This is a genomic window from Myxococcus sp. AM011 (assembly GCF_013372595.1).
GTDB classification, from domain to species: domain Bacteria; phylum Myxococcota; class Myxococcia; order Myxococcales; family Myxococcaceae; genus Myxococcus; species Myxococcus eversor.
Map to the genome: position 1 here is coordinate 1 of NZ_JABXEM010000004.1, position 19,370 is coordinate 19,370.

General features: G+C 69.3%; 13 protein-coding genes. 9 read left to right on the plus strand and 4 right to left on the minus strand.

Annotation, left to right across the window (positions count from 1 at the left end; all coding sequences use genetic code 11):
- From HUW62_RS01585 to mxcL, 3 genes are all read left to right on the plus strand, one after another.
- On the plus strand, window positions 1–570 hold a 570-nt coding region (locus tag HUW62_RS01585), incomplete at its 5' end, for a TonB family protein (protein WP_176433353.1).
- Window positions 571–610: 40 nt separating this feature from the next.
- Window positions 611–1,834, plus strand: coding sequence for a myxochelin export MFS transporter MxcK (mxcK, locus tag HUW62_RS01590; RefSeq protein ID WP_176433354.1), 1,224 nt, complete (start codon window positions 611–613; stop codon window positions 1,832–1,834).
- 66 nt (window positions 1,835–1,900) lie between these two features.
- Window positions 1,901–3,169, plus strand: a complete 1,269-nt coding sequence (gene mxcL / locus HUW62_RS01595) for a myxochelin B biosynthesis transaminase MxcL (RefSeq protein WP_176433355.1) — start codon at window positions 1,901–1,903, stop codon at window positions 3,167–3,169.
- A gap of 56 nt (window positions 3,170–3,225) precedes the next feature.
- Here the strand turns inward: mxcL and HUW62_RS01600 are convergent, their stop codons facing one another.
- Window positions 3,226–4,047, minus strand: a complete 822-nt coding sequence (locus HUW62_RS01600) for a siderophore-interacting protein (RefSeq protein ID WP_176433356.1) — start codon at window positions 4,045–4,047, stop codon at window positions 3,226–3,228.
- Between the two features lie 279 nt (window positions 4,048–4,326).
- On the opposite strand from HUW62_RS01600, the gene HUW62_RS01605 reads away from it, so the two are divergent.
- The 3 genes from HUW62_RS01605 to HUW62_RS01615 all read left to right on the plus strand — a co-directional run bounded on the left by HUW62_RS01605 (window position 4,327) and on the right by HUW62_RS01615 (window position 8,552).
- Window positions 4,327–6,024: an alpha/beta-hydrolase family protein gene (locus tag HUW62_RS01605; RefSeq protein ID WP_176433357.1), complete on the plus strand. Its 1,698-nt coding sequence runs from the start codon at window positions 4,327–4,329 to the stop codon at window positions 6,022–6,024.
- A 63-nt stretch (window positions 6,025–6,087) separates the two neighbouring features.
- A complete protein-coding gene (locus HUW62_RS01610) occupies window positions 6,088–6,906 on the plus strand; it encodes a YdiY family protein (RefSeq protein WP_176433358.1) in 819 nt (272 codons plus the stop codon).
- A 71-nt stretch (window positions 6,907–6,977) separates the two neighbouring features.
- Window positions 6,978–8,552 (plus strand): AbgT family transporter, encoded by a 1,575-nt coding sequence (locus HUW62_RS01615; protein WP_217911045.1) that lies wholly within the window; start codon window positions 6,978–6,980, stop codon window positions 8,550–8,552.
- Between the two features lie 4 nt (window positions 8,553–8,556).
- Here the strand turns inward: HUW62_RS01615 and HUW62_RS01620 are convergent, their stop codons facing one another.
- Window positions 8,557–9,885 carry a DUF2254 domain-containing protein gene (locus HUW62_RS01620; protein ID WP_176433359.1) on the minus strand — a complete coding sequence of 443 codons (1,329 nt, stop codon included), beginning with the start codon at window positions 9,883–9,885 and terminating at the stop codon, window positions 8,557–8,559.
- A 95-nt stretch (window positions 9,886–9,980) separates the two neighbouring features.
- Complete coding sequence (locus tag HUW62_RS01625) at window positions 9,981–10,340, minus strand: hypothetical protein (RefSeq protein WP_163870847.1); 360 nt, start codon at window positions 10,338–10,340, stop codon at window positions 9,981–9,983.
- 115 nt (window positions 10,341–10,455) lie between these two features.
- Between HUW62_RS01625 and HUW62_RS01630 the strand changes: the two genes are divergently transcribed.
- Entirely contained in the window at window positions 10,456–11,898 is a 1,443-nt protein-coding gene (locus HUW62_RS01630) for a hypothetical protein (RefSeq protein WP_255203167.1), read from the plus strand.
- 18 nt (window positions 11,899–11,916) lie between these two features.
- Here the strand turns inward: HUW62_RS01630 and HUW62_RS01635 are convergent, their stop codons facing one another.
- A complete protein-coding gene (locus HUW62_RS01635; protein ID WP_163870845.1) occupies window positions 11,917–13,284 on the minus strand; it encodes an MFS transporter in 1,368 nt (455 codons plus the stop codon).
- A 235-nt stretch (window positions 13,285–13,519) separates the two neighbouring features.
- On the opposite strand from HUW62_RS01635, the gene HUW62_RS01640 reads away from it, so the two are divergent.
- Window positions 13,520–14,563, plus strand: coding sequence for an LLM class flavin-dependent oxidoreductase (locus tag HUW62_RS01640; protein ID WP_176433360.1), 1,044 nt, complete (start codon window positions 13,520–13,522; stop codon window positions 14,561–14,563).
- A gap of 199 nt (window positions 14,564–14,762) precedes the next feature.
- A complete protein-coding gene (locus tag HUW62_RS01645) occupies window positions 14,763–19,367 on the plus strand; it encodes a type I polyketide synthase (protein ID WP_176433361.1) in 4,605 nt (1,534 codons plus the stop codon).
- Window positions 19,368–19,370: the final 3 nt, after the last annotated feature.

Here is a 19,370-nt window from a genome sequence, read left to right on the forward strand (position 1 = left end):
CCTCCTCCACCCCAGCGCGTCACCAAGGCGGACCCTCCGCCGCGCGTGAAGACGCCGGGCCCCGCGCCCCGCGAATCGTCACGTCCCGCGCAGGCCGAGCCCGCGCAGGCGGGAGCCGTGGTGGCCGCGAAGGAGCCGGCGGCCCCGCTCGACTTCACGGACTTCGAGATGACGAGCGGGGATGCACCTCGCTACGCGGGAGGCGTGACGGCGTCCACCGGCCGCTCGGCGACGGCGGTCGACACCGTGCCCGCGGGTGACACGCGGGGCCAGGGCGCCGGTGGAAGCCGGGCGCGCTCCATCCAGCTCGCGGCGCGAAGTTGGAGCTGCCCGTGGCCGAAGGAGGCCGACGCCCTGCGCATCGATGACCAGCTCGTGGTGCTACGCGTCGCCGTGGACGCCGACGGTGAAGTGACGTCGACCGAGCTGCTGTCGGACCCGGGGCATGGCTTTGGCCAGGCGGCCCTGGCCTGTGCGCGCAAGGCGCGCTTCGACACCGCGCTGGACCGCGATGGCCGGCCCTACGCGGCGACCTCCCCGCCCATTCGGGTCCGGTTCGTCCGCCCTTGAGCCTCGCGGCCCCCGCCGCGCGCGACACCTGGAGTCCTTCGTGAACGCCGCATCTCCACCTCGACAGGAAAGAGTGCTGACCCTGCTGCTCTCAGGGGTTCAGTTCAGCCACCTCCTGGACTTCATGATCATCATGCCGCTGGGGCCGGAGTTCATCCGGCGCTTCGGCCTGACGACAGCGCAGTTCGGAGCGATGGTCTCCTCGTACACCCTGGCCTCCGCGGCCATGGGCGTGCTGGGCCTGTTCTGGTTGGACCGGTTCGACCGCAAGCGCACGCTGCTCGCCATCTACGCGGGCTTCATCCTCTCCACGTTGGCGTGTGGCGCGGCCACTGGCTACGTGTCGATGCTGGTGGCGCGCTCGCTGGCGGGCGCGTGCGCGGGGCTGATGGGCGCGGTCATCATGGCCATCATCGCGGATGTCGTTCCTCCCGAGCGACGGGGCCGCGCCATCGGCACGGTGATGTCCACCATCGGCCTGTCCGCCGTCGCGGGGGTTCCGCTGGGACTCGCCCTGGCGAACCTGTTGGGCTGGCGCGCTCCGTTCTGGGCCATCTGCGCGCTGGCCGCGGTGCTGTGGCTGGGGCTGTTGAAGGTATTGCCGCGCCTGGACCAGCACCTCTCCCGGAGCGCCGAGGAGACCCGCCAGAATCCCCTGTCGACGCTGGCCGCGCCGGGCCTCGCGCTGGGCTGGCTGCTCACCTTCAGCGTGGCGTTCGCCAGCTTCCTGCTCATCCCCTACCTGGGCACATACATGGTCGGGAACCTGGGCCTCGCGCAGACGGACCTGCCGTGGGTGTATCTGGCGGGCGGCGCGGGGACGCTCGTGTCGGCGAAGCTGGTGGGCCGGTTCACGGACCGGCTCGGCGCGGGCCGGATGCTCGCGTTGCTCCTGGTGGGCACCGTGGGGCCGCACCTGCTCTTCACGCACCTGTCGCCCTCGCCGTTGCCCGTCGTCATGGGCGCGTTCGTGATGTTCATGGCGCTCACGTCCACGCGGGCCATCCCCACCATCGCCCTGGTGACGGCGCGCGTGCCGCCCGCGCTGCGCGGCCGGTTCCTCGCGGTGAACATGGCCGCGAGCGACGGCGCCTCCGGCCTCTCCGCCTGGGTGAGCGGTCTGCTCATCGCGACGTCGCCGGAGGGCGCGCTCATCGGCTTCGGTCAGGTGGGCTGGATCGCCGTGGCGGTGACGACGCTCTCGCTGTGCCTGCTCTGGACGTTGGGCCGTAGCGCCATGGCGCTGAAGGCCGCGACGACCTGAGCCCCTGCCTCTTCCCTGAAACCTGAACCGCGGTACGCGACCCCCGAATCAAGCAAAGGAAGCCTCATGGACATGCCCGTCAGGAAGCACCCCTCCCTCCCTCGCCCCATCCTGGGTGAGCTGAAGCTGGAGCGCTCGAACCAGCTGCTCGCCGAGGCGCGCAAGACGGTCCCCGGCGTCACCCAGTCGATGATGAAGAAGCCGGAGTTCTTCGCGCCCGGCTCCTTCCCCGTGTTCCTCGCCAAGGGCCAGGGCGCCCTGGTGGAGGACGTGGACGGGCAGGAGTACATCGACTTCATCAGCGGCCTCGGCGCCAACATGCTGGGCCACAACCACCCCGCGGTGGTGGACACCATCCGCAAGCACCTGGAGGAAGGCGTCCTCCACTCGCTGCCCACGCCCGTGGAAGTGACTTCCATCCAGGCGCTGCTGGAGCTGGTCCCCGGCGCCGAGCAGGCCCGGTTCTTCAAGACGGGCGCGGACGCGACGTCGGCGGCGGTGCGCCTATCGCGCTACGTCACCGGCAAGGAGCGCATCATCACGGTCGGCTACAACGGCTGGCACGACCACTTCATGTTCGACACACCGGGCGTGCCGGCCGCGCACGCGAGCCTGACGACGCGCCTGCCGCTCTTCACGCCTCCGGACGAGGCGGTGCTGCTGTCCACCATCGAGAAGCAGGCCAGCCAGCTGGCGGCGGTGATTCTCTCCATCCCCTACAACCGCGTGCTCACGTCCGAGTTCATGCAGCAGGTGCGCGCGACGTGTACGGCGAATGGCGTCCTGCTGGTCATGGACGAGGTCGTCACCGGCTTCCGTCTGGCGATGGGCGGCGCGCAGGAGTTCTTCGGCGTGCAGGCCGATATCGTCTGCATGTCCAAGGGCATCGCCGCGGGCATGCCGCTGTCGGCCATCTCCGGCCCCGCGAAGTACCTGAGCAAGCTGGCCGACCTCCAGGTCTCCACCACCTTCGGCGGTGAGCTGCTGACGCTGGCGGTGACCGAGGCCGTCCTGAAGTTCTACAAGAACGGCAACCACATCCAGCACGTGGCGAAGCTGGGCCGCAAGCTGCGCGAGGGCATCAACGCCCACGCGGAGGCGGTGGGCTCGCCGCTGCGCGTGCTCGGCTACGACTCGATTCCCTTCTTCCGTTACTCCACGGACATGGTGGAGCACGCGAAGCTGATGACGCCGTTCCAGGGCGGAATGGCGCGCCGGGGCGTCCTCCTGCGCCGTGACGTGAACTTCCCCGGGGCCGCTCACACCGAGGAGCAGATCGACTACACGGTGGAGATGGCGGGCGAAGTGCTGCGCTCGCTCGCGAAGCCCGCGTAGCCTTCGTCGCGAGTCCCGGGGAGGTCGAGGCAATTCAACCTCCCCGGGGCGACGACTCAGTTCTGCGAATCGTGGTGGTGGTCCGACAGGCCGCGCTTCCAGTAGCCGGTGACGCGGACCCAGCTCTTCTTCGTGCCCCGCTCGTTGAGCAGGTGGTCGCGGATGGGGCGCATGGAGATCGACTCACCCGACACCCAGGCGAAGTAGTCACCGGGCGGGAAGTCGAGCCCGCGAATCGCCTGGTTCAGCAAGTCCGTCGTCCCGGCCTCCGCGCCATCGCGGTGCAGCCAGGTGAGCGTCACGTTCGCCTTGGTGTCGAACTTCTGCTCCTCGCTGGCGTCCGACACCTCGATGAAGACGATGGCGCGAGACCCCGCGGGCAGCTCCTCCAGCCGGCGGCCGATGGCGGGGATGGCCGTCTCGTCGCCCGCGAGCAGGTACCAGTCGAAGTCGTTGGAGACGAACAGCGAGCCCTTGGGCCCGCCCACGCCGAGGAAGTCTCCCGGCTTCGCCTTGGCCGCCCAGGACGACGCGGGCCCGGAGCCGTGGAGGACGAAGTCGATGTCCAGCTCGCCCGCCACCGCGTCATGACGCCGGGGCGTGTAGTCGCGCGAGTCCGGCTTCTTCTCACCCGGCTGCAGCACCGGGCCGGTGGGCCCCATGGTGGGGATGACCGGCTTGAGCTTCCCCTCCTCGGGGAACAGCAGCTTCACATGGTCGTCGGCACCCTCGCTGTTGAAGCCCTGGATGTCCTCGCCCCCAAAGGTGATGCGCACCACATGCGGGGTGATGCGAGTGACGCGCAGCACCTCCAGCAGTCGGAACTTCACGGGGAAGGGTCCCCGACGGAACACCTTCTCGCTCACGCTCGTCGTCACGCCGCGCTCCTCTTCTCTTCACGCTGCCTTCAGGCCCGCCCCGAGGAACGGTCCGACAGCCAAGACTGCGATATTGACTCGCAATTTCATTACCACAAGAGAGCGGGTTCGTCTCCAGCGTTGAGGGCCTGACGGGCAGGAAGCTGAAGCCTGGCTGGGGGGCTACGGGCGAGCAGGCACGCGCCCGCGGTCTCCCGCCGCTCCTTGTGTCCAGCCCTACCCTCCTTACACGAGGGGTGCGGTGCGGGTCCGCGAGCGTGCTTCCCCGGGGGGATTCACATGGAGCGCCTACTTGATCGCGCCGCGCCGCAACCGTTGGCACGGGGTGTCTGGCGTGGGAGTCGGACCGCGTCCCGGTGGCTCCACTACACGCTGCCGGGGGCTTGGGCGGCGCTCGCGTTCGCGTGTCTCTCCTTCACCCCGTCCCTGCTGCCACGAAGCGGTCCCTTCCAAGGACTGGTCAGTGGCATCAGCGCGGTCATCGGCTATGGGCTGGGAGTCCTCGGCGCGTGGCTCTGGCGCGAGTTCGCCAACCGTCCCGCGCGTGTCGCGAGTCTCCGTGCCTGGCGTGGCTTCTTCATGGTGGGAGGCGTGGCCCTGGTCGCCGCGCTGGCGATGGGCTGGCATTGGCAGGCGGGCATCCGCGAGCGCATGGGGATGCCCCACCCTGGCCGGGCCGGCTACCTGTTCGCGCCCTTCGTCGCGGCGCTCCTCTTCTTCCTGCTCGTCGCGGCGGGACGAGGGCTGCGCGCCCTCTATCGTCGCCTCGACGCTCGGCTCGCGCGACACATCGGCCCGCGTGCGGCGCGCGCGACGAGTGGCCTGGTGGTGGCGGCGCTCACCGTCCTCGTCGCCAGCGGCGTGTTGTGGGACGGACTCATCTCACTGGCGGACCGCACGCTGGCCGTGCAGGACAAGACGACCGCGGAGGGCGTGCATCCCCCGCGCAGCGCGCTGCGCTCCGGTGGCCCCGGCTCGCGCGTGGGCTGGGAGACACTGGGCCGCGAGGGACGGAACTTCGTGGGCCGGGGCCCCTCCGTGGAGGAGCTGTCCGCGCTCACCGGCACCACCGCGAAGGAGCCCATCCGCGTGTATGCCGGCTACGCGTCCGCACCGGATGCGGAGGCGCGCGCGGAGTTGGCGGTCGAAGACCTGGAGCGCGCCGGCGGATTTCAGCGCGAGTACCTGCTCGTGGTGACGACGACGGGCAGCGGCTGGGTGGTACCGGAGTCCGTGGACGCCTTCGAGTATCTGACGGGCGGCGACTCCGCCATCGTCTCCATGCAGTACTCACATCTGTGGTCGTGGCTCTCCGTCCTGGTGGACCAGCAGCGGGCCCGCGAGGCCGGCAGGGCCCTCTTCGACGCCGTCTACGAACGGTGGTCGCGACTGCCCGAGGGTCAGCGCCCGAAGTTGCTCGTGTTCGGGGAGAGCCTGGGCTCGTACGGCGGCGAGACGGCGTTCAGTGGTGAGCGGGACCTGGCCAACCGGACGGACGGCGCGCTCTTCGTCGGTCCGCCCAATTTCAACACGCTGTATCGCGAGTTCACCGACCAGCGCGATGCGGGCAGCCCCGAGGTGGAGCCCATCTACCGCGACGGGCGCATCGTGCGCTTCAGCCGTCGCCCGGGTGAGGAGATTCCTCCGGCGTCCGCGCCGTGGGGCGACTCCCGGGTGCTGTATCTCCTCCATCCGTCGGACCCGATTACGTGGTGGAGCCCCGGGCTCCTGCTGCGGCGTCCGGACTGGTTGCGGGAGCCACGTGGCGACGATGTCTCGAGCGCGATGGTGTGGCTGCCCTTCGTGACGTTCTGGCAGGTGACAGCCGACCTGCCGCTCGGGATGGAGGTCCCTCCAGGCTACGGGCACGTCTACACGGGCGAGCACGTGGACGGCTGGCTCGCGCTGCTGCGACCCGAGGGCTGGACGAACGAGAAGACCGCGCGACTGAGGGAGCATTTGCAGCCCGAGCCGTGACCAGTTGGCTGCCCTCGCGTTCCATTGCGCGCCCCGTCACCCATGCCGAGTGTTTGCCGGAACATGAATCCGCTCCTCCTCCTCCTCTCTGTCCTGGCACAGACGCCCACGCCGTCGTCCGACGCGGCGGTGGAGGACACGCCGGCACGACAATGCAACGAGGACGAAGAGGAGGACATTCCTCCCTGGACCGGCTCCTTCGGCGTCGGCTTCTCGTTCCTCTCGGGCAACAGCCGCTCCTACACGCTGACCGCGAACGCGCTGGCCGAGTACGAGTCGCCCAAGTGGGCGCTCACGCTGGAAGCCGATGGGGCCTACGGGAAGGCCGCGGCGGCGGATGAGGAAGAGCGGGAGCTCATCGCGGAGGCGCTCGGAGCGTGGGTGCGCGGAGAGTATCGGGCCACGCCCCTGCTCAGCGCGTATGCGTACCTGGGGGCGGAGACCGACCACCTGGCCAGCCTGGAGCTGCGCGCGGAAGCCGAGCTGGGGATCGGCTTCACCTTGCTGGAGCGTGAGAAGCGCAAGTCGGACGAGCTGTTCCTGCGGGCCTACCTCGGCGCGCACTACGCCCATGACCGCAGGTTCCAGTATGTGCCCACGAGGAAAGACCTCCCCGGTGTGGACCTGTGGTCGCCCTCGCTCGCGGTGATGTTCCGTTATGACATCAACGAGCGGGTGGAGCTTCGCGAGTACGCCATGCTGCTCCCGGATGTCTTCGGCGACACGCGCGTGCTGCTGACCTCCACCACGAAGCTCTCCGTGAACCTGACCGGGCGCTTCGCGCTCACCACGTTCTTCGACGTACGGCATGACAGCTCACCCGCGGAGGGCAAAGCCTCCACGGACACCGCGCTCACCGTGGGTGGAGAGCTGACGCTTTGACGCAGGGGGCTCGCGCATCGTCGCGGAAATGAGCGGCCGCGTGTCCCCGGAAGGAAAGGATCGGGACGACCATGAAGGCAGCTCACTTCAACGATTCGATGCCAGACCGACAGTCGGAGACACCGCCCAAGAAGAAGGGACTGGAGCGGATCCTCGACACCGTCGAGCGGGTGGGGAACAAGGTCCCCCACCCCGCCGTGATTTTCGTCGCGCTGATCGGCATCGTCATCCTGCTCTCCCATGTCTTCTACATGATGGGAATCAGCGTCACCTACCAGACCATCAATCCGGAGACCCACGTCCCGGAGCAGACGACCGCCGCGGCGAAGAGCCTGCTGACGGGCGACGGCCTTCGCTTCATGTTCGAGGGCGTCGTCCAGAACTTCATGAACTTCAACGCGGTGGGCGTCATCATCGTCGCCATGCTCGGCGTCGGTGTCGCTGACGCGGCGGGCCTGGTGGCGGCACTGATTCGCAAGCTGGTGGCCGTCGCGCCTCGCAAGGCGCTGACGTACATCCTCGTCTTCGTCGGCATCCTGTCGAGCATCGCGGCCGATGCCGGGTATCTGGTCCTGATTCCCCTCGCGGCGGCGGCCTTCCTCACCGTGGGGCGTCATCCCCTGGCGGGTCTGGCGGCGTCCTTCGCGGGCGTGGCGGCGGTGTTCACCGTCAACATCCTCATCAAACCGCTCGACGGCATCCTGACGGAGATTACCAACGACGCCATCCACATCCTCAATCCCGAGCGCTCCATCGACCTGACGGCGAACTTCTGGTTCTCCGTCGCGTCGGTCATCATGTTGACCTTCATCGTCTCGTTCATCACCGACAGGGTCATCTCTCCCCGACTGGGTGAGTACAAGGGCGAGAAGCCGGACGCGGCGGGTGCGACGATGAGCGCGGACGAATCGCGCGGCCTCAAGTTCGCGGGGCTGGGGGTGCTGGCGGTCCTGGTGTTCTTCGGGCTGCTGACGCTGCCGCCGGGGGCGCCGCTGCGCAATCCGGAGACGGGCGCCATCGTGGGCGACTCGCCGTTCATGAACGGCCTGATTGTCGCAATCACCCTGCTGTTCCTCGTGGCGGGCGCGGCCTATGGCATCGGCGCGAAGACCATCAAGAGCAGCGTCGACGTCATCAAGGCGATGGAGAAGGCGGTGTCGGGGCTGGGCGCGCTCATCTTCCTGCTCTTCATCATCAGCCAGTTCATCGCCCTGTTCACGTACACCAACATGGCGACGCTCGCGGCCGTGAAGATGGGCGACTTCCTGGAGGACGCGGGGCTCGGGGCGCTGCCATTGCTCGTCGGCTTCGTCGGCGTCGTCGCCGTGCTGGACCTCATCATGACGGGCGCCATCCCGAAGTGGGCCATCTTCGCCCCCGTCTTCGTGCCGCTGCTGATGCGGCTGAATGTCGACCCGGAGGCCGTGCTGGCCGCGTACCGCGTGGGTGACGGTCCGTTCAACGCCATCTCACCGCTGAACGCCTACTTCGCGTTGATTGTCACCTTCGCCCAGAAGTACCAGAAGGAAGCAGGCGTAGGCACCATCGTGGCGCTGATGTTGCCCTACGTCGTCGTCGTCTTCATCGCGTGGATCCTCCTCCTGGTGGCGTGGCAGGTGCTGGGGCTGCCGTGGGGCCTCGGGTGAGGACTCAGTGAGCGTCGTCCCATCGCGGTGGGTCCAGCGCATATGACGCGCGGACCCGCCGCGCTTCCGTGAGCAGGCGGTGGAGGCGCTCACGCGCTGGAGGCTCCTGCGTGGCGGCCTCCGAGAGCACGCGAGTCACCAGGGCCTGGGCCGCGCCACGGTCCTCCTCGTCCTCGGCGGTCAGCCCCACCGCGAGGGCGATCTGCAGCACCTCCTCCAGGACCTCGGGATTGCCCATGGCGTGGTGGAGGGGACCATCGACCGCGAGGAAGAGATAGTCGCGCAGGCGCATCCCCGCGACGGACGCCCGCACCTGGCCGTCGGAGTCGACCACGTTCCAGTCCCCCAGCGGCAGGTGTCCCAGCCGGCGCAGCACCGAGCGGACCTGTTGCAGCGCCTGTCGGGCCGTATAGGCGTCGTTCGCGGAGGAAGAGAGGGCCCGGTTGGCGACATCGACGAGGATGCGAATCCCGAGCGCGGGGTCACAGTCGGGCTCGCGCGCCGGGGTGAGGATGAGGGCGCTCCCCAGGTCATGCATCGCGCGAGGGTCCATGAGCCCTGGAACTTCCGGCACCACCCAGCCGACGACCGAACCCGCGTCGAGATAGTCCCCCACCAGGGCGTCGATGCGGGTCCGCACGCTCCACTTTCGTGCAAGTCGCGTGAGCCGTCGGAGGTCGACCTCGGTGAGGTAGCCCGAGGATGGCACCATGAGCGCGATGGACTCGGGAGGCAGCGTCAGCGTCGCGGTGGGGTCCAGCGGGAGTCGGCTCAGTCTCGCGCGGATGCGTCGCTCCGCCGCGGAGACCACCAGGTCCTGGACGAGGCCGAGGACCCGCTCCACGCGCATGTAGCGGAACGTGCGAATCATGCAGAGGCTCAGGGCCACGAGCGCGCAGAGGACCAGGATGAAGGCCCCCGAGAGGACGGGGCGTGGCCGAACCGCTTCATCCGCGATCAGCCCCAGCTCGCGCACGGACACGAGGATGAATCCACTGGAGAGGCAGAACAGGGGGATGGCCCGGCGCAACGGCGCGCTCTTCAAGTAGAGCGGGACCAGCCGGGGCGAGTACTGGTTCGCCGCGGATTGGATGACGGGGGCATTCAAGGACAGGACGACCGTGAGGACGGTGATCTGCAGTCCGAACAGCGCCGTGAGCACGGAGCGCGTCTCACTGGGGTCGCCTCGCCATGCCAGCCCGAAGAAGGGCGAGGCGCTGTCCGACTGGATGCGCGACAGCTCCAGGCCAAGCATGCCTCCGATGACGAGCGCGGCGAGGAGCAGCAACCAATACGGGTCCCGGATGAGCCTGCGGAGACGGCGGGCGACCATGCGAACTCCCTCTCGCTCAAAAGGGAAAGATGGCCCTGCCCGACACGGTACGCAGCAGACGCACGGCCGGGCCACGGCCCGTGCTCTCGGGCGCCCTACCCCGCGTCCGCTTCGAGCAGCGCCGCGAGGAACAGCGAGTAGGTCAGCTCCGCCACCGGCCGCTTCTCGCGGCGAGCCTGGGTGCGCAGCGCCTTGGGCAACGAGCACGGCTTGCCGCGCTCTCCATCTCGAAGCTGGACGTAGCCTCTCTCGGAGTAGCCGAGCACCTGCCAGCCGCGCTGACACATCGCCTGGGCCAGGTCGTCGGTGAGCTGGTGGTGGATGGCCTTCGCCAACGGATGCTGGCCGAAGATTTCACTCGACCACTGGCCCTCGTCTTCACGCCAGCCGCGCGCCCGCAGGTAGTTGGCCTTCCGCGCGAGGGAGAGCCCTCCGACATGGCGCTCGAGTTTCATGGCGTCGGCGTGGAGGATGACTCAAACCCCGCTCCGCGTAAGCAACTGCTTTACTTGCGCACAGCGACAGAGTGCAATTGCGTGAATTTCTTGGAGTGGAGCTTTCGAGATGTCCATGAAGCCGGAGTCGGTCCCCAGCTCGATGTTCTCCGAGGAGACGCGCGCGCTGCACGGTGAGCTTTCCGCGGCGGCGGTGGCGTTCCTGAAGTTCGCGGAGCGGACTCCGGAGGCCTTCGAGAAGCACCGGTTCGGCAAGTTCGAAGAGTCACCGCTCATGTATTACGAGCTGCACCGCTGGCCCATCCTCATCGACGAACGCCGCAACCGGGAGCTGGAAGATGTCTCGGTGAAGCTCAGCCGGCTCGTCAAGCGCGGGCCGCGCCTGCTGCTCGGCGGCGACCCCGCCCTCGTGTCCGACTACTTCGGCCTCCCGCTGGAGCGGGCCCGCGTGGCTGTCGAAGCCCTGGCCCTCACGGAGGACGCGCGCGGTGTGCTCAGCCGGGGAGACTTCATCGACTCGGCGGACGGGCTGAAGTGCCTCGAGGTCAACATGATGGCGGGCCTGGGTGGCTGGGAGACGGCGCTCAAGGCCCAGGTGGTGATGGACCAGCCGGTGCTCCAACGCTTCACCCAGGAGCAGGGCCTGCGCATCCAGCTCCAGGACACGCTGCGCGCCTTCCTCGCCCACGTCCTCGACGACGTGCGCCGCACCGTCACCTGGGAGGGCGAGTGCAACCTGGCCGTGCTCTTCCCGGACAACGAGCTGCCGGACCCGGTGGGTGTCGAGATGGCGACCCTGTTGCTCAACACCACGTTCGGCGAGCTGCTCGAAGCGGAAGGCGCGAAGGGCGAGGTGCTCATCGGCACCTATGGCGAGGTCCAGGACGCGGAGGGCCACTGTTTCACCATGCGCGGCCGGCGCGTGCACGCCATGCAGGAGCACGACGCGCGGGACAGGCTCGAAGTGGTGGGACTGCCGTTCGATGCGCGCGTCCGCGCGGCGCTCTCCGCGCGCACCCTCTGCCTCTACAACGGCCCCGCGCAGGAGCTGCTCGACGACAAGCTCAACATCGCGCTGCTGTCGGAGAACGAGGACGCGCCCACGCTCTCCGCCGAGGAGCGCGACCTCATCCGCCAGCACATCCCCTGGACGCGGCGGCTCCTTCGCACCCACAGCCTTCGCGGGGGGGAGCGCGTGTGGTTGCCCGACCAGGTCACCGCCGACAAGCGCGAGGGGCTCGTGTTGAAGGCGGGCCGCGCCTACGGCGGCAAGTCGGTGCTCATCGGTCGCTCGATGACGGCCGAGGCCTGGGACGCGGCCGTCCTGGAGGCGCTGGCCAGCGGAGGGTGGATCATCCAGGAGCGCGTCGAGCCCCGCCCCTACCACTTCATGCGGGACGACGGCTCCGTGGGCCCCCACATCCTCATCTGGGGCTCCTTCGTCTTCGGCGAGCGCTACGGCGGGACGATGGTGCGGATGAACCCGATGGGCCGTGGCAAGGACGTGGTCAACGCGACGCAGGGCGCGCTGATGTGCGCGCTCGTCGTCGTCGAGTAGCGGCTCCGAGGCCCCGTCTCACGCCGAGGTCGGCGTCGGCTGGGGCCCCACGCTCGCGGGCGGCTCGCGCAGGACATCCGGCAGCTCCAGCTCCACGTTCCTGACGCGGGGAGACAGCCACGCCACCAGCACGTTCACCGCGCACAACACACCCAGCACCAGGTAGAGCAGCGCGATGCCCCGCCCCGGGCCTACGCCGAGCATGGGGCCCAACCGCCCCGACAGCGCGCCGCCTTGAGCCATCCAGGGCTCGAAGAGGCCGTCCGCCAGCGGCCCGGACACCAGCGCCGCCACCGGAGGCGTGGACAGGGCAATCATCCGACGCACCGCGAAGACCCGCCCCTGCAGGTCCGAGGGCACCTTGCTCTGCCAGATGGACTGAGAGCACCCCATGACCCCTGGGGCGGTGAACATGAAGACGAACGCCGCGCCGGCCACCACCGTGGCGGAGGCAGGCAGCGCCGCCGCGAACAGGGCCAGCCCAGCCAGCAGCTCGAAGCCAAGCACCCCGAGGATGCGTCGCCGCGGCCCGCCCCATACGCTCATCAAGAGCGCCCCCATCAACACGCCCATGCCTGAACACGAGGCAATCCAGCCCAGGGTCGATGCGTCAGCAAAGCTCAAGACCAGGGGTGTGATGAGCACCGTCACCAGGCTCACGAACAGGTTGGCCACGGCGATACATGTGAGCAGCCCCAGCAAGCCGGGTCTCTTCTGGATGAAATCCCACCCCACCGCCACCTGCTCCAGCAGGGATGCCCGGACCGCGTGCGCGGCGCCGCGCTCGGGCTGGGGGAACCCCACGCACAACAGCACCAGCGCCGAGAGGAAGAAGGACCCCAGGTTGATGAGCAACACCCCCTGCAGCCCGATTCGCACCACCAGGAGCCCCGCCAGCGCGGGCCCCCCGAGCTGACCGATTCCCAGGGCCAGCTCAATCAGCCCGTTGGCCCGCCCCAGGTGCTGCTTGGGCACCAGCAGCACCGTGGAGGCCGAGTAGGCCAGGGCCCGGAACGTCCCCGCCGCCGAGCACACCGCGATGGGCAGGTACAGGTGCCAGCTTCGCAGGGCCCAGAGCCCCGCCCCGTCCGCCATCAGCATGAGCCACATCAGGAGCATGGTGAGCCCCGCCCCCACGTCCGCCAGCATCATGATGCGGCGCCGGTCCCACCGGTCCACGACGGCTCCCGCCACGGGGGATATCAACACCATCGGCAGGAACGAGAAGAACGACGCGAGCGAGTACTCGGTGATGGAGTCGCTGCTCCGATACACGTGGACCATCACCGAGAAGCCAGCCAGCGCCGAGCCCAGGGACGAGACCAACTGCGCGAACCAGGTGAGCCCGAAGACCGCGGGCGGGTGCGTGATGACGCGTTGGTACATGGGAGGGCGCTGATAACAGGTCGCGACGCGGGTGATGAAGGAACCCGCGAGTCCACGAGTCCTCCAGGTTGTCACATTTTCTCGGACTTCAATCAAAATCAGCCAAGCCATATTTATCTTGGCTGACAGTGCTATTATAGTGCCCACCCCCAACGAAACGCGGTCAACCCGACCCCTCGGCCCGTGGAGTCAGCGGCCTCCGAGGCGGTGGTTTGCCCGGGGAGAAATGCTCGCCGTGAAGCTCAGTGTTCTTGATCATTCCATCGTCGCCCGAGGCAGCACGACACATGAGGCTTTCCGGAACACGGTAGAGCTGGCCCGGACGGCGGAGCAGCTCGGGTATCACCGCTTCTGGGTGGCTGAGCACCACGGCTCCGGACACTTCGCCGGGGTGGCGCCTGAAATCATGGTGGCTCACGTGGCCGCGGCGACGTCGCGCATCCGCGTGGGCACCGGCGGCGTGCTGTTGACGAACTACAGCCCCTTCAAGGTCGCCGAGGTCTTCCGGCTGCTGGAGGCGCTGCACCCGGGCCGCATCGACCTGGGCATCGGCCGGACCTCCGGCAGCGCGGACCTGGTGGCCAAGGCGCTGGCCTACGGCGTGCCCGCGAGCAACGAGAGCTTCCCGACGAAGCTCGAGGACCTGATTGCGTTCCTCTCCGGGAGCACGCCCGCGACGGCGGACTTCCAGGCGCTGAGCTTGAAGACCATGGCGCCGGGGATGCCGCAGCTGTGGGCGCTGGGCTCGGGAGAGCAGAGCTCCGTGCTCGCGGCGCGGCTGGGAATCTCCTTCTGCTTCGCCCACTTCTTCAACCCCATCCACGGCGGTCCCGTGACGCGGGGCTACCGCGCGAAGTTCCAGCCGTCGCACGTGCAATCAGCGCCGCGCTCCTCCGTCAGTGTGTACGTCATCTGTGCCCCGACAGAGCAGGAAGCCCGGCGCATCGCACGAAGCAGCGACCTGCTGACCATCAACACGCGCAAGGGGCGCAACGAAGAGCCCATTCCTTCCGTCGAGGAGGCGGAGGCGTATGCCTACACACCCGAGGACCAGGCCACGCTCGAGTTCGACCGCAAGCGCGTCGTCTGCGGGAGCCCGGCTCAGGTGAAGGAGACCCTGCTGAGCATGGCCGCGGACTTCCAGGCGGACGAGCTGCTCATCACCACCATCTGCCACGACCACCAGGCCCGGCTGCGCTCCTACGAACTGCTCGCCGACGCGTTCTCCCTCACGAACCCCCGTGAGGAAGCCCCAACCCCCGTCCGAACGGGGACGTGAGTCGCGCCCGGGGGTGACGACCCCGGAAGAGTTCTCGTCGGTGAAGGCCACCGCGCTTTCGCCGGGAGCACCCCACGCTTGAAACCGTCAACCGGCGTCTTCCGTATATTTCCGTATATTGCGAGGCCCCCTCGACTCCGGGTTCGGCGCGCAAGCCCCAGCTCAACGACTCTTCCTCGATGTGAGTTCTCCGACTGACATGAGCGATGCCAACCTGAATGAGGGCGATGCCCTGGCCATTGCCATCGTCGGCATGGCGGGCCGCTTCCCGGGCTCCCCCGACGTGGCGACGTACTGGCGCAACCTCTGCGACGGCGTGGAGGGCATCCGCTTCTTCACGGACGACGAGCTGCGCGCGCGGGGCGTCCCCGAGGAGCGGTTGAAGCAGCCAGGCTTCGTCCGGGCCGGGGCGGTGTTGGACAACGTGGACGCCTTCGACGCGGGCTTCTTCGGCTACTCGCCTCGCGAGGCGGCGCTGATGGACCCGCAGCACCGCATCTTCCTGGAGTGCGCCTGGGAGGCGATGGAGCACGCGGCTCACGGACTCGACACGGAGACGCGCTCGGTGGGCGTGTTCGCCGGCACGAGCCTGAGCACGTACCTGCTCTTCAACCTGCACACCCACCCGGAGCTGCTCGAATCGGGCGACAGCTTCCAGGTGATGATTGGCAACGACAAGGACTTCCTGGCGACGCGGCTCGCGTACCACCTGGACCTCAAGGGCCCGAGCCTGGACGTGCAGACGGGATGTTCCACGTCGCTGGTCGCCACGCACCTGGCCTGTCAGGCGCTGCTCGGCTTCCAGTGTGACGTGGCCCTCGCGGGGGGCGTGTCCGTGGACATGCCCCAGCGGACCGGTTACGTGCACCAGCCCGGCGGCATCGCATCACCGGACGGGCACTGTCGCCCCTTCGACGCGGAGGCCCAGGGCACCCTCTTCGGCAGCGGCGTGGGCGTGGTGGTGCTCAAGCGGCTGGAGGACGCGCTCGCGGACGGCAGCCACATCCACGCCGTCATCCGCGCCACCGCCATCAACAACGACGGCGCCTCGAAGCTCGGCTTCACGGCCCCCAGCGCCGAGGGGCAGGCGGAGGTCATCGCCCGGACGCACGCCCTGGCGGGTGTGACGCCGGACACGGTGGGCTTCGTGGAGACGCACGGCACCGGCACGTTGCTGGGAGACCCCGTGGAGGTCTCCGCGCTCACGAGCGCGTTCCGCGCGGGCACCGAGGCCAAGAGCTTCTGCGCGCTCGGCTCCGTGAAGTCGAACATCGGCCACCTGGACGCGGCGGCGGGCGTGGCCGGCCTCATCAAGGCGGCGCTGACGGTGGAGCACGGGCAAATCCCTCCCACCCTGCACTGCCGCACGCCCAACCCCAACATCGACTGGGCTCAGAGCCCCTTCTATGTGAACGCGACCCTGAAGGACTGGCAGCCGAAGGGCCACCGGCGCCACGCGGGCGTGAGCTCCTTCGGCATCGGCGGCACCAACGCGCACGCGCTGCTGGAGGCGCCGCCTCCGCCGCCTCCGTCCGGCCCCTCGCGGTCCTGGAAGCTGGTGGCGCTCTCCGCGAAGAAGCCGGGCACGCTGGACACGCTCGGGCAGAACCTGGCCACGCACCTGGGCGCGCATCCCGAGCAGGACCTGGCGGACGTGGCCTACACGCTCCAGCTCGGCCGCAAGGCGTTCGCGCATCGGCGCGTCATGGTCTGCGAGAACGGCCAGGACGCGGCCACGGTGCTGACGGATGGCGTTCCCGAGCGGGTCTTCACCGGCATGGCGAAGGATGGCGGGCGTCCCGTCGTGTTCCTCTTCCCCGGCGGCGGTGCCCAGCACATGCGCATGGGGCAGGAGCTGTACGAGAAGGAGCCCGCCTTCCGCGAGGCCTTCGACGCGTGCGCCGCCCTGCACCAGCGACGAGGGGGGCCGTCGCTGCGCGCGGTGCTCTATCCGCCGGGTGAGTCGGACGCCTCGGCGCCCCTGCCCCGCCCGTCCGTGGGCCTGCCCGCGCTCTTCACGGTGGAGTACGCGCTGGCGAAGCTGTGGGAGTCCTGGGGCGTCCAGCCCGAGGCGATGATTGGCCACAGCATGGGCGAGTACGTCGCCGCGTGTCTCGCGGGCGTCTTCTCGCTGGAGGACGCGCTGGCGCTGGTGACGGAGCGCGGTCGCCTCTTCGAGCAGCTCCCCTCGGGCGCGATGGTGAGCGTGGCCCTGTCCGAGCAGGAGCTGCTGCCCCTCTTGAACGAGCGCCTGTCCGTGGCCGCCGTCAACGGCCCCACGCAGTGCGTGGTGGCGGGCGACACCGCCTCGGTCGACGCGCTCTCGACGGAGCTGGCGGCGCGGGGTATCGAACACCGGCGCGTCCACATCGACGTGGCGGCGCACTCGCATCTCATCGACTCCATCCTTCCGGCGTTCTCCTCGTTCGTCGGTCGCCTGAAGCTGCTGCCTCCGAAGCTGCCCTTCGTGTCCGGCGTGACGGGGACGTGGGTGACCGAGGAGGAGGCGACGAATCCGAGCTACTGGGTGCGGCACCTCCGCCAGACGGTGCGCTTTGGCCCCGGCCTGCGCTGCTTGATGGAGGACCCCTCGCGCGTGCTGCTGGAGGTGGGCCCTGGACGGACGCTGGGCTCGCTCGCGCGCCTGCAACTGGAGCGCGATCAACAAGCGGTGGTGCTCACGTCGATGCGCGCGCCTCGCGAGCCCGGCTCGGACCTGCGCTTCGTGCTCACCACGCTGGGCCGTCTCTGGGTGGCGGGGGTGCCGGTGGACTGGAATCGGCTGCATGCCGGCGAGAAGCGTCGGCGCGTGGTGCTTCCCACCTATCCCTTCGAGCGCAAGCGGCACTGGCTGGAGCCGAAGCCGAGGAGCGCCATGGTGAGCGCGGAGGCCTCGCTCGCGCGTCACAAGGACGCCTCCGACTGGTTCTACCTGCCGTCGTGGAAGCGGACGCTGGCCCCGCGCCCGCCCGCCGCCACGCTGGGACACTGGCTGCTCTTCGTCGACGAGCGAGGCCTGGGCGACGCGCTGGCCGCGCGGCTCATGGAGACCGGTGGCCGCGTCACCCGCGTGAAGCAGGGCCCCGACTTCCGCCGCCTGGAGGACGGAGACTACGAAGTGAACCCGGGCCGCGCGGACTCCTACGCGGCGCTGATGGCCGCGCTCGCCGAGGACGGGACGAAGCCCGAGCGCATCATCCACCTGTGGAGCACGGAGGCCGCCGTCACGGGACTGGCCGGCATCGAGCGCGCCCAGGACACCGGATTCCTCAGCCTGCTCTTCCTCGCGCAGGCGCTGGGCGGACAGGGCACTCCCGGACAGGTGCACCTCACCGTGGTCTCCACGGGGGTGCAGGCCGTCAGCGGGCACGAGGCGCTCGCGCCCTCCAAGGCCACGCTGCTGGGCGCATGTCGCGTGCTGCCCCACGAGGTCCCGGGCCTCACGTGTCGAAGCATCGACGTGGAGCTGCCCGAGGGACCGAAGGAACTCCAGACGCTGGCGGCACGGCTGGCGGGCGAGGTGTGCGCGGCCTCCTCCAACGGCGCTTTGGCGCTGCGAGGGGCCCAGCGCTGGGAGCAGGCGCTCGAGTCCGCGCGCCTCACGCCTCACGAGCCTGGGACTCCGACGCGGCTGCGCTCGGGCGGCACGTACCTCATCACCGGTGGCCTGGGTGGCATCGGCCTGGTGCTGGCGGAGTCCCTCGCGCGCAAGGTGCAAGCGAAGCTGGTGCTGGTGGGCCACCGCGCGCTGCCGGAGCGCGCTGCCTGGGATGCGTGGCTTGCCACGCACGACGCACAGGACACGGTGAGCCAGCGCATCCGCCGGGTCCTCGTGTTGGAGGCGCTCGGGTCCGAGGTCCTGGTGCTCCAGGCGGACGTGGGCGACCTCGGGCAGATGGCGGAGGTGCTGCGCCGCACGCGAGAGACCTTTGGCACCCTCCACGGCGTCATCCACGCGGCGGGTGTTCCCGCGGGCGGACTGGCGCAGCTTCGCGGCCGGAAGGCGGTGGAGGACGTCCTGCGCCCCAAGCTCCAGGGCACGTGGGTGCTGAACGAGCTGTTGAGCGGCATGCCGCTCGACTTCCTCATGTTGTGCTCGTCCCGCACCGCGTTCACCGCCGAGCCCGGGCAGATTGACCACTGCGCGGCGTGTGCCTTCCAGGACGCCTTCGCCCACCACGCCTCGGCGACGGGAGGCCTGCCGGTGGTCTCCCTGGGCTGGGACACCTGGCGCGAGGTGGGCCAGGCCGTCACCACGCAGCTCCCCGACGGGGCCAGCGCGCTGCGCGAGGCGATGCTCGCCCACGCCCTGTCCCCCGCGGAGGGCGTGGACGTGTTCGAGCGCGTCCTCGCGCAGATGCCCACGCACGTGGTGGTGTCCACGCAGGACCTGCGGGCGGCGATGGCTCGCAGCGCCTCGTTCCTCCAGGACCTGATGGGCCCGGCCCAGACGGATGACTCGGCCCCGGTGGAGCGCGCGGTGCTCGCCACCATGGACGAGGCGGAGCGCGAGCTGGCGGACATCTGGCGGCGCTTCCTGGGCGTGGAGAGCGTGTCGCTGCACGAGAACTTCTTCGAGCTGGGTGGCAACTCGCTGATTGGCCTCAAGGTCATCAACGAGGTGAAGCGCCGCTTCGGCACGGACGTCCCCGTCGTCGCGCTCTTCGAGAATCCGACGTTGAGCGCCATGGCACGGCTGCTGACCCGAGGGCAGGAGCAGGCCCCGACGACGAACACCAGCGACCGGAGGAGCCGTGGGGCGCGGCGCCGGGAGCAGATGCAGCGCCGCCAGTCCGGTCATTGAGGG

Bases quoted from the DNA above. Each gene is read 5' to 3' on its own strand.
- mxcL (WP_176433355.1), top strand. From the start codon at position 1,901: ATGGACATGCCCGTCAGGAAGCACCCCTCCCTCCCTCGCCCCATCCTG.
- HUW62_RS01635 (WP_163870845.1), bottom strand. From the start codon at position 13,284: ATGTACCAACGCGTCATCACGCACCCGCCCGCGGTCTTCGGGCTCACC.
- HUW62_RS01630 (WP_255203167.1), top strand. From the start codon at position 10,456: ATGAAGCCGGAGTCGGTCCCCAGCTCGATGTTCTCCGAGGAGACGCGC.
- HUW62_RS01610 (WP_176433358.1), top strand. From the start codon at position 6,088: ATGAATCCGCTCCTCCTCCTCCTCTCTGTCCTGGCACAGACGCCCACG.
- HUW62_RS01615 (WP_217911045.1), top strand. From the start codon at position 6,978: ATGAAGGCAGCTCACTTCAACGATTCGATGCCAGACCGACAGTCGGAG.
- HUW62_RS01620 (WP_176433359.1), bottom strand. From the start codon at position 9,885: ATGGTCGCCCGCCGTCTCCGCAGGCTCATCCGGGACCCGTATTGGTTG.
- HUW62_RS01625 (WP_163870847.1), bottom strand. From the start codon at position 10,340: ATGAAACTCGAGCGCCATGTCGGAGGGCTCTCCCTCGCGCGGAAGGCC.
- HUW62_RS01645 (WP_176433361.1), top strand. From the start codon at position 14,763: ATGAGCGATGCCAACCTGAATGAGGGCGATGCCCTGGCCATTGCCATC.
- HUW62_RS01605 (WP_176433357.1), top strand. From the start codon at position 4,327: ATGGAGCGCCTACTTGATCGCGCCGCGCCGCAACCGTTGGCACGGGGT.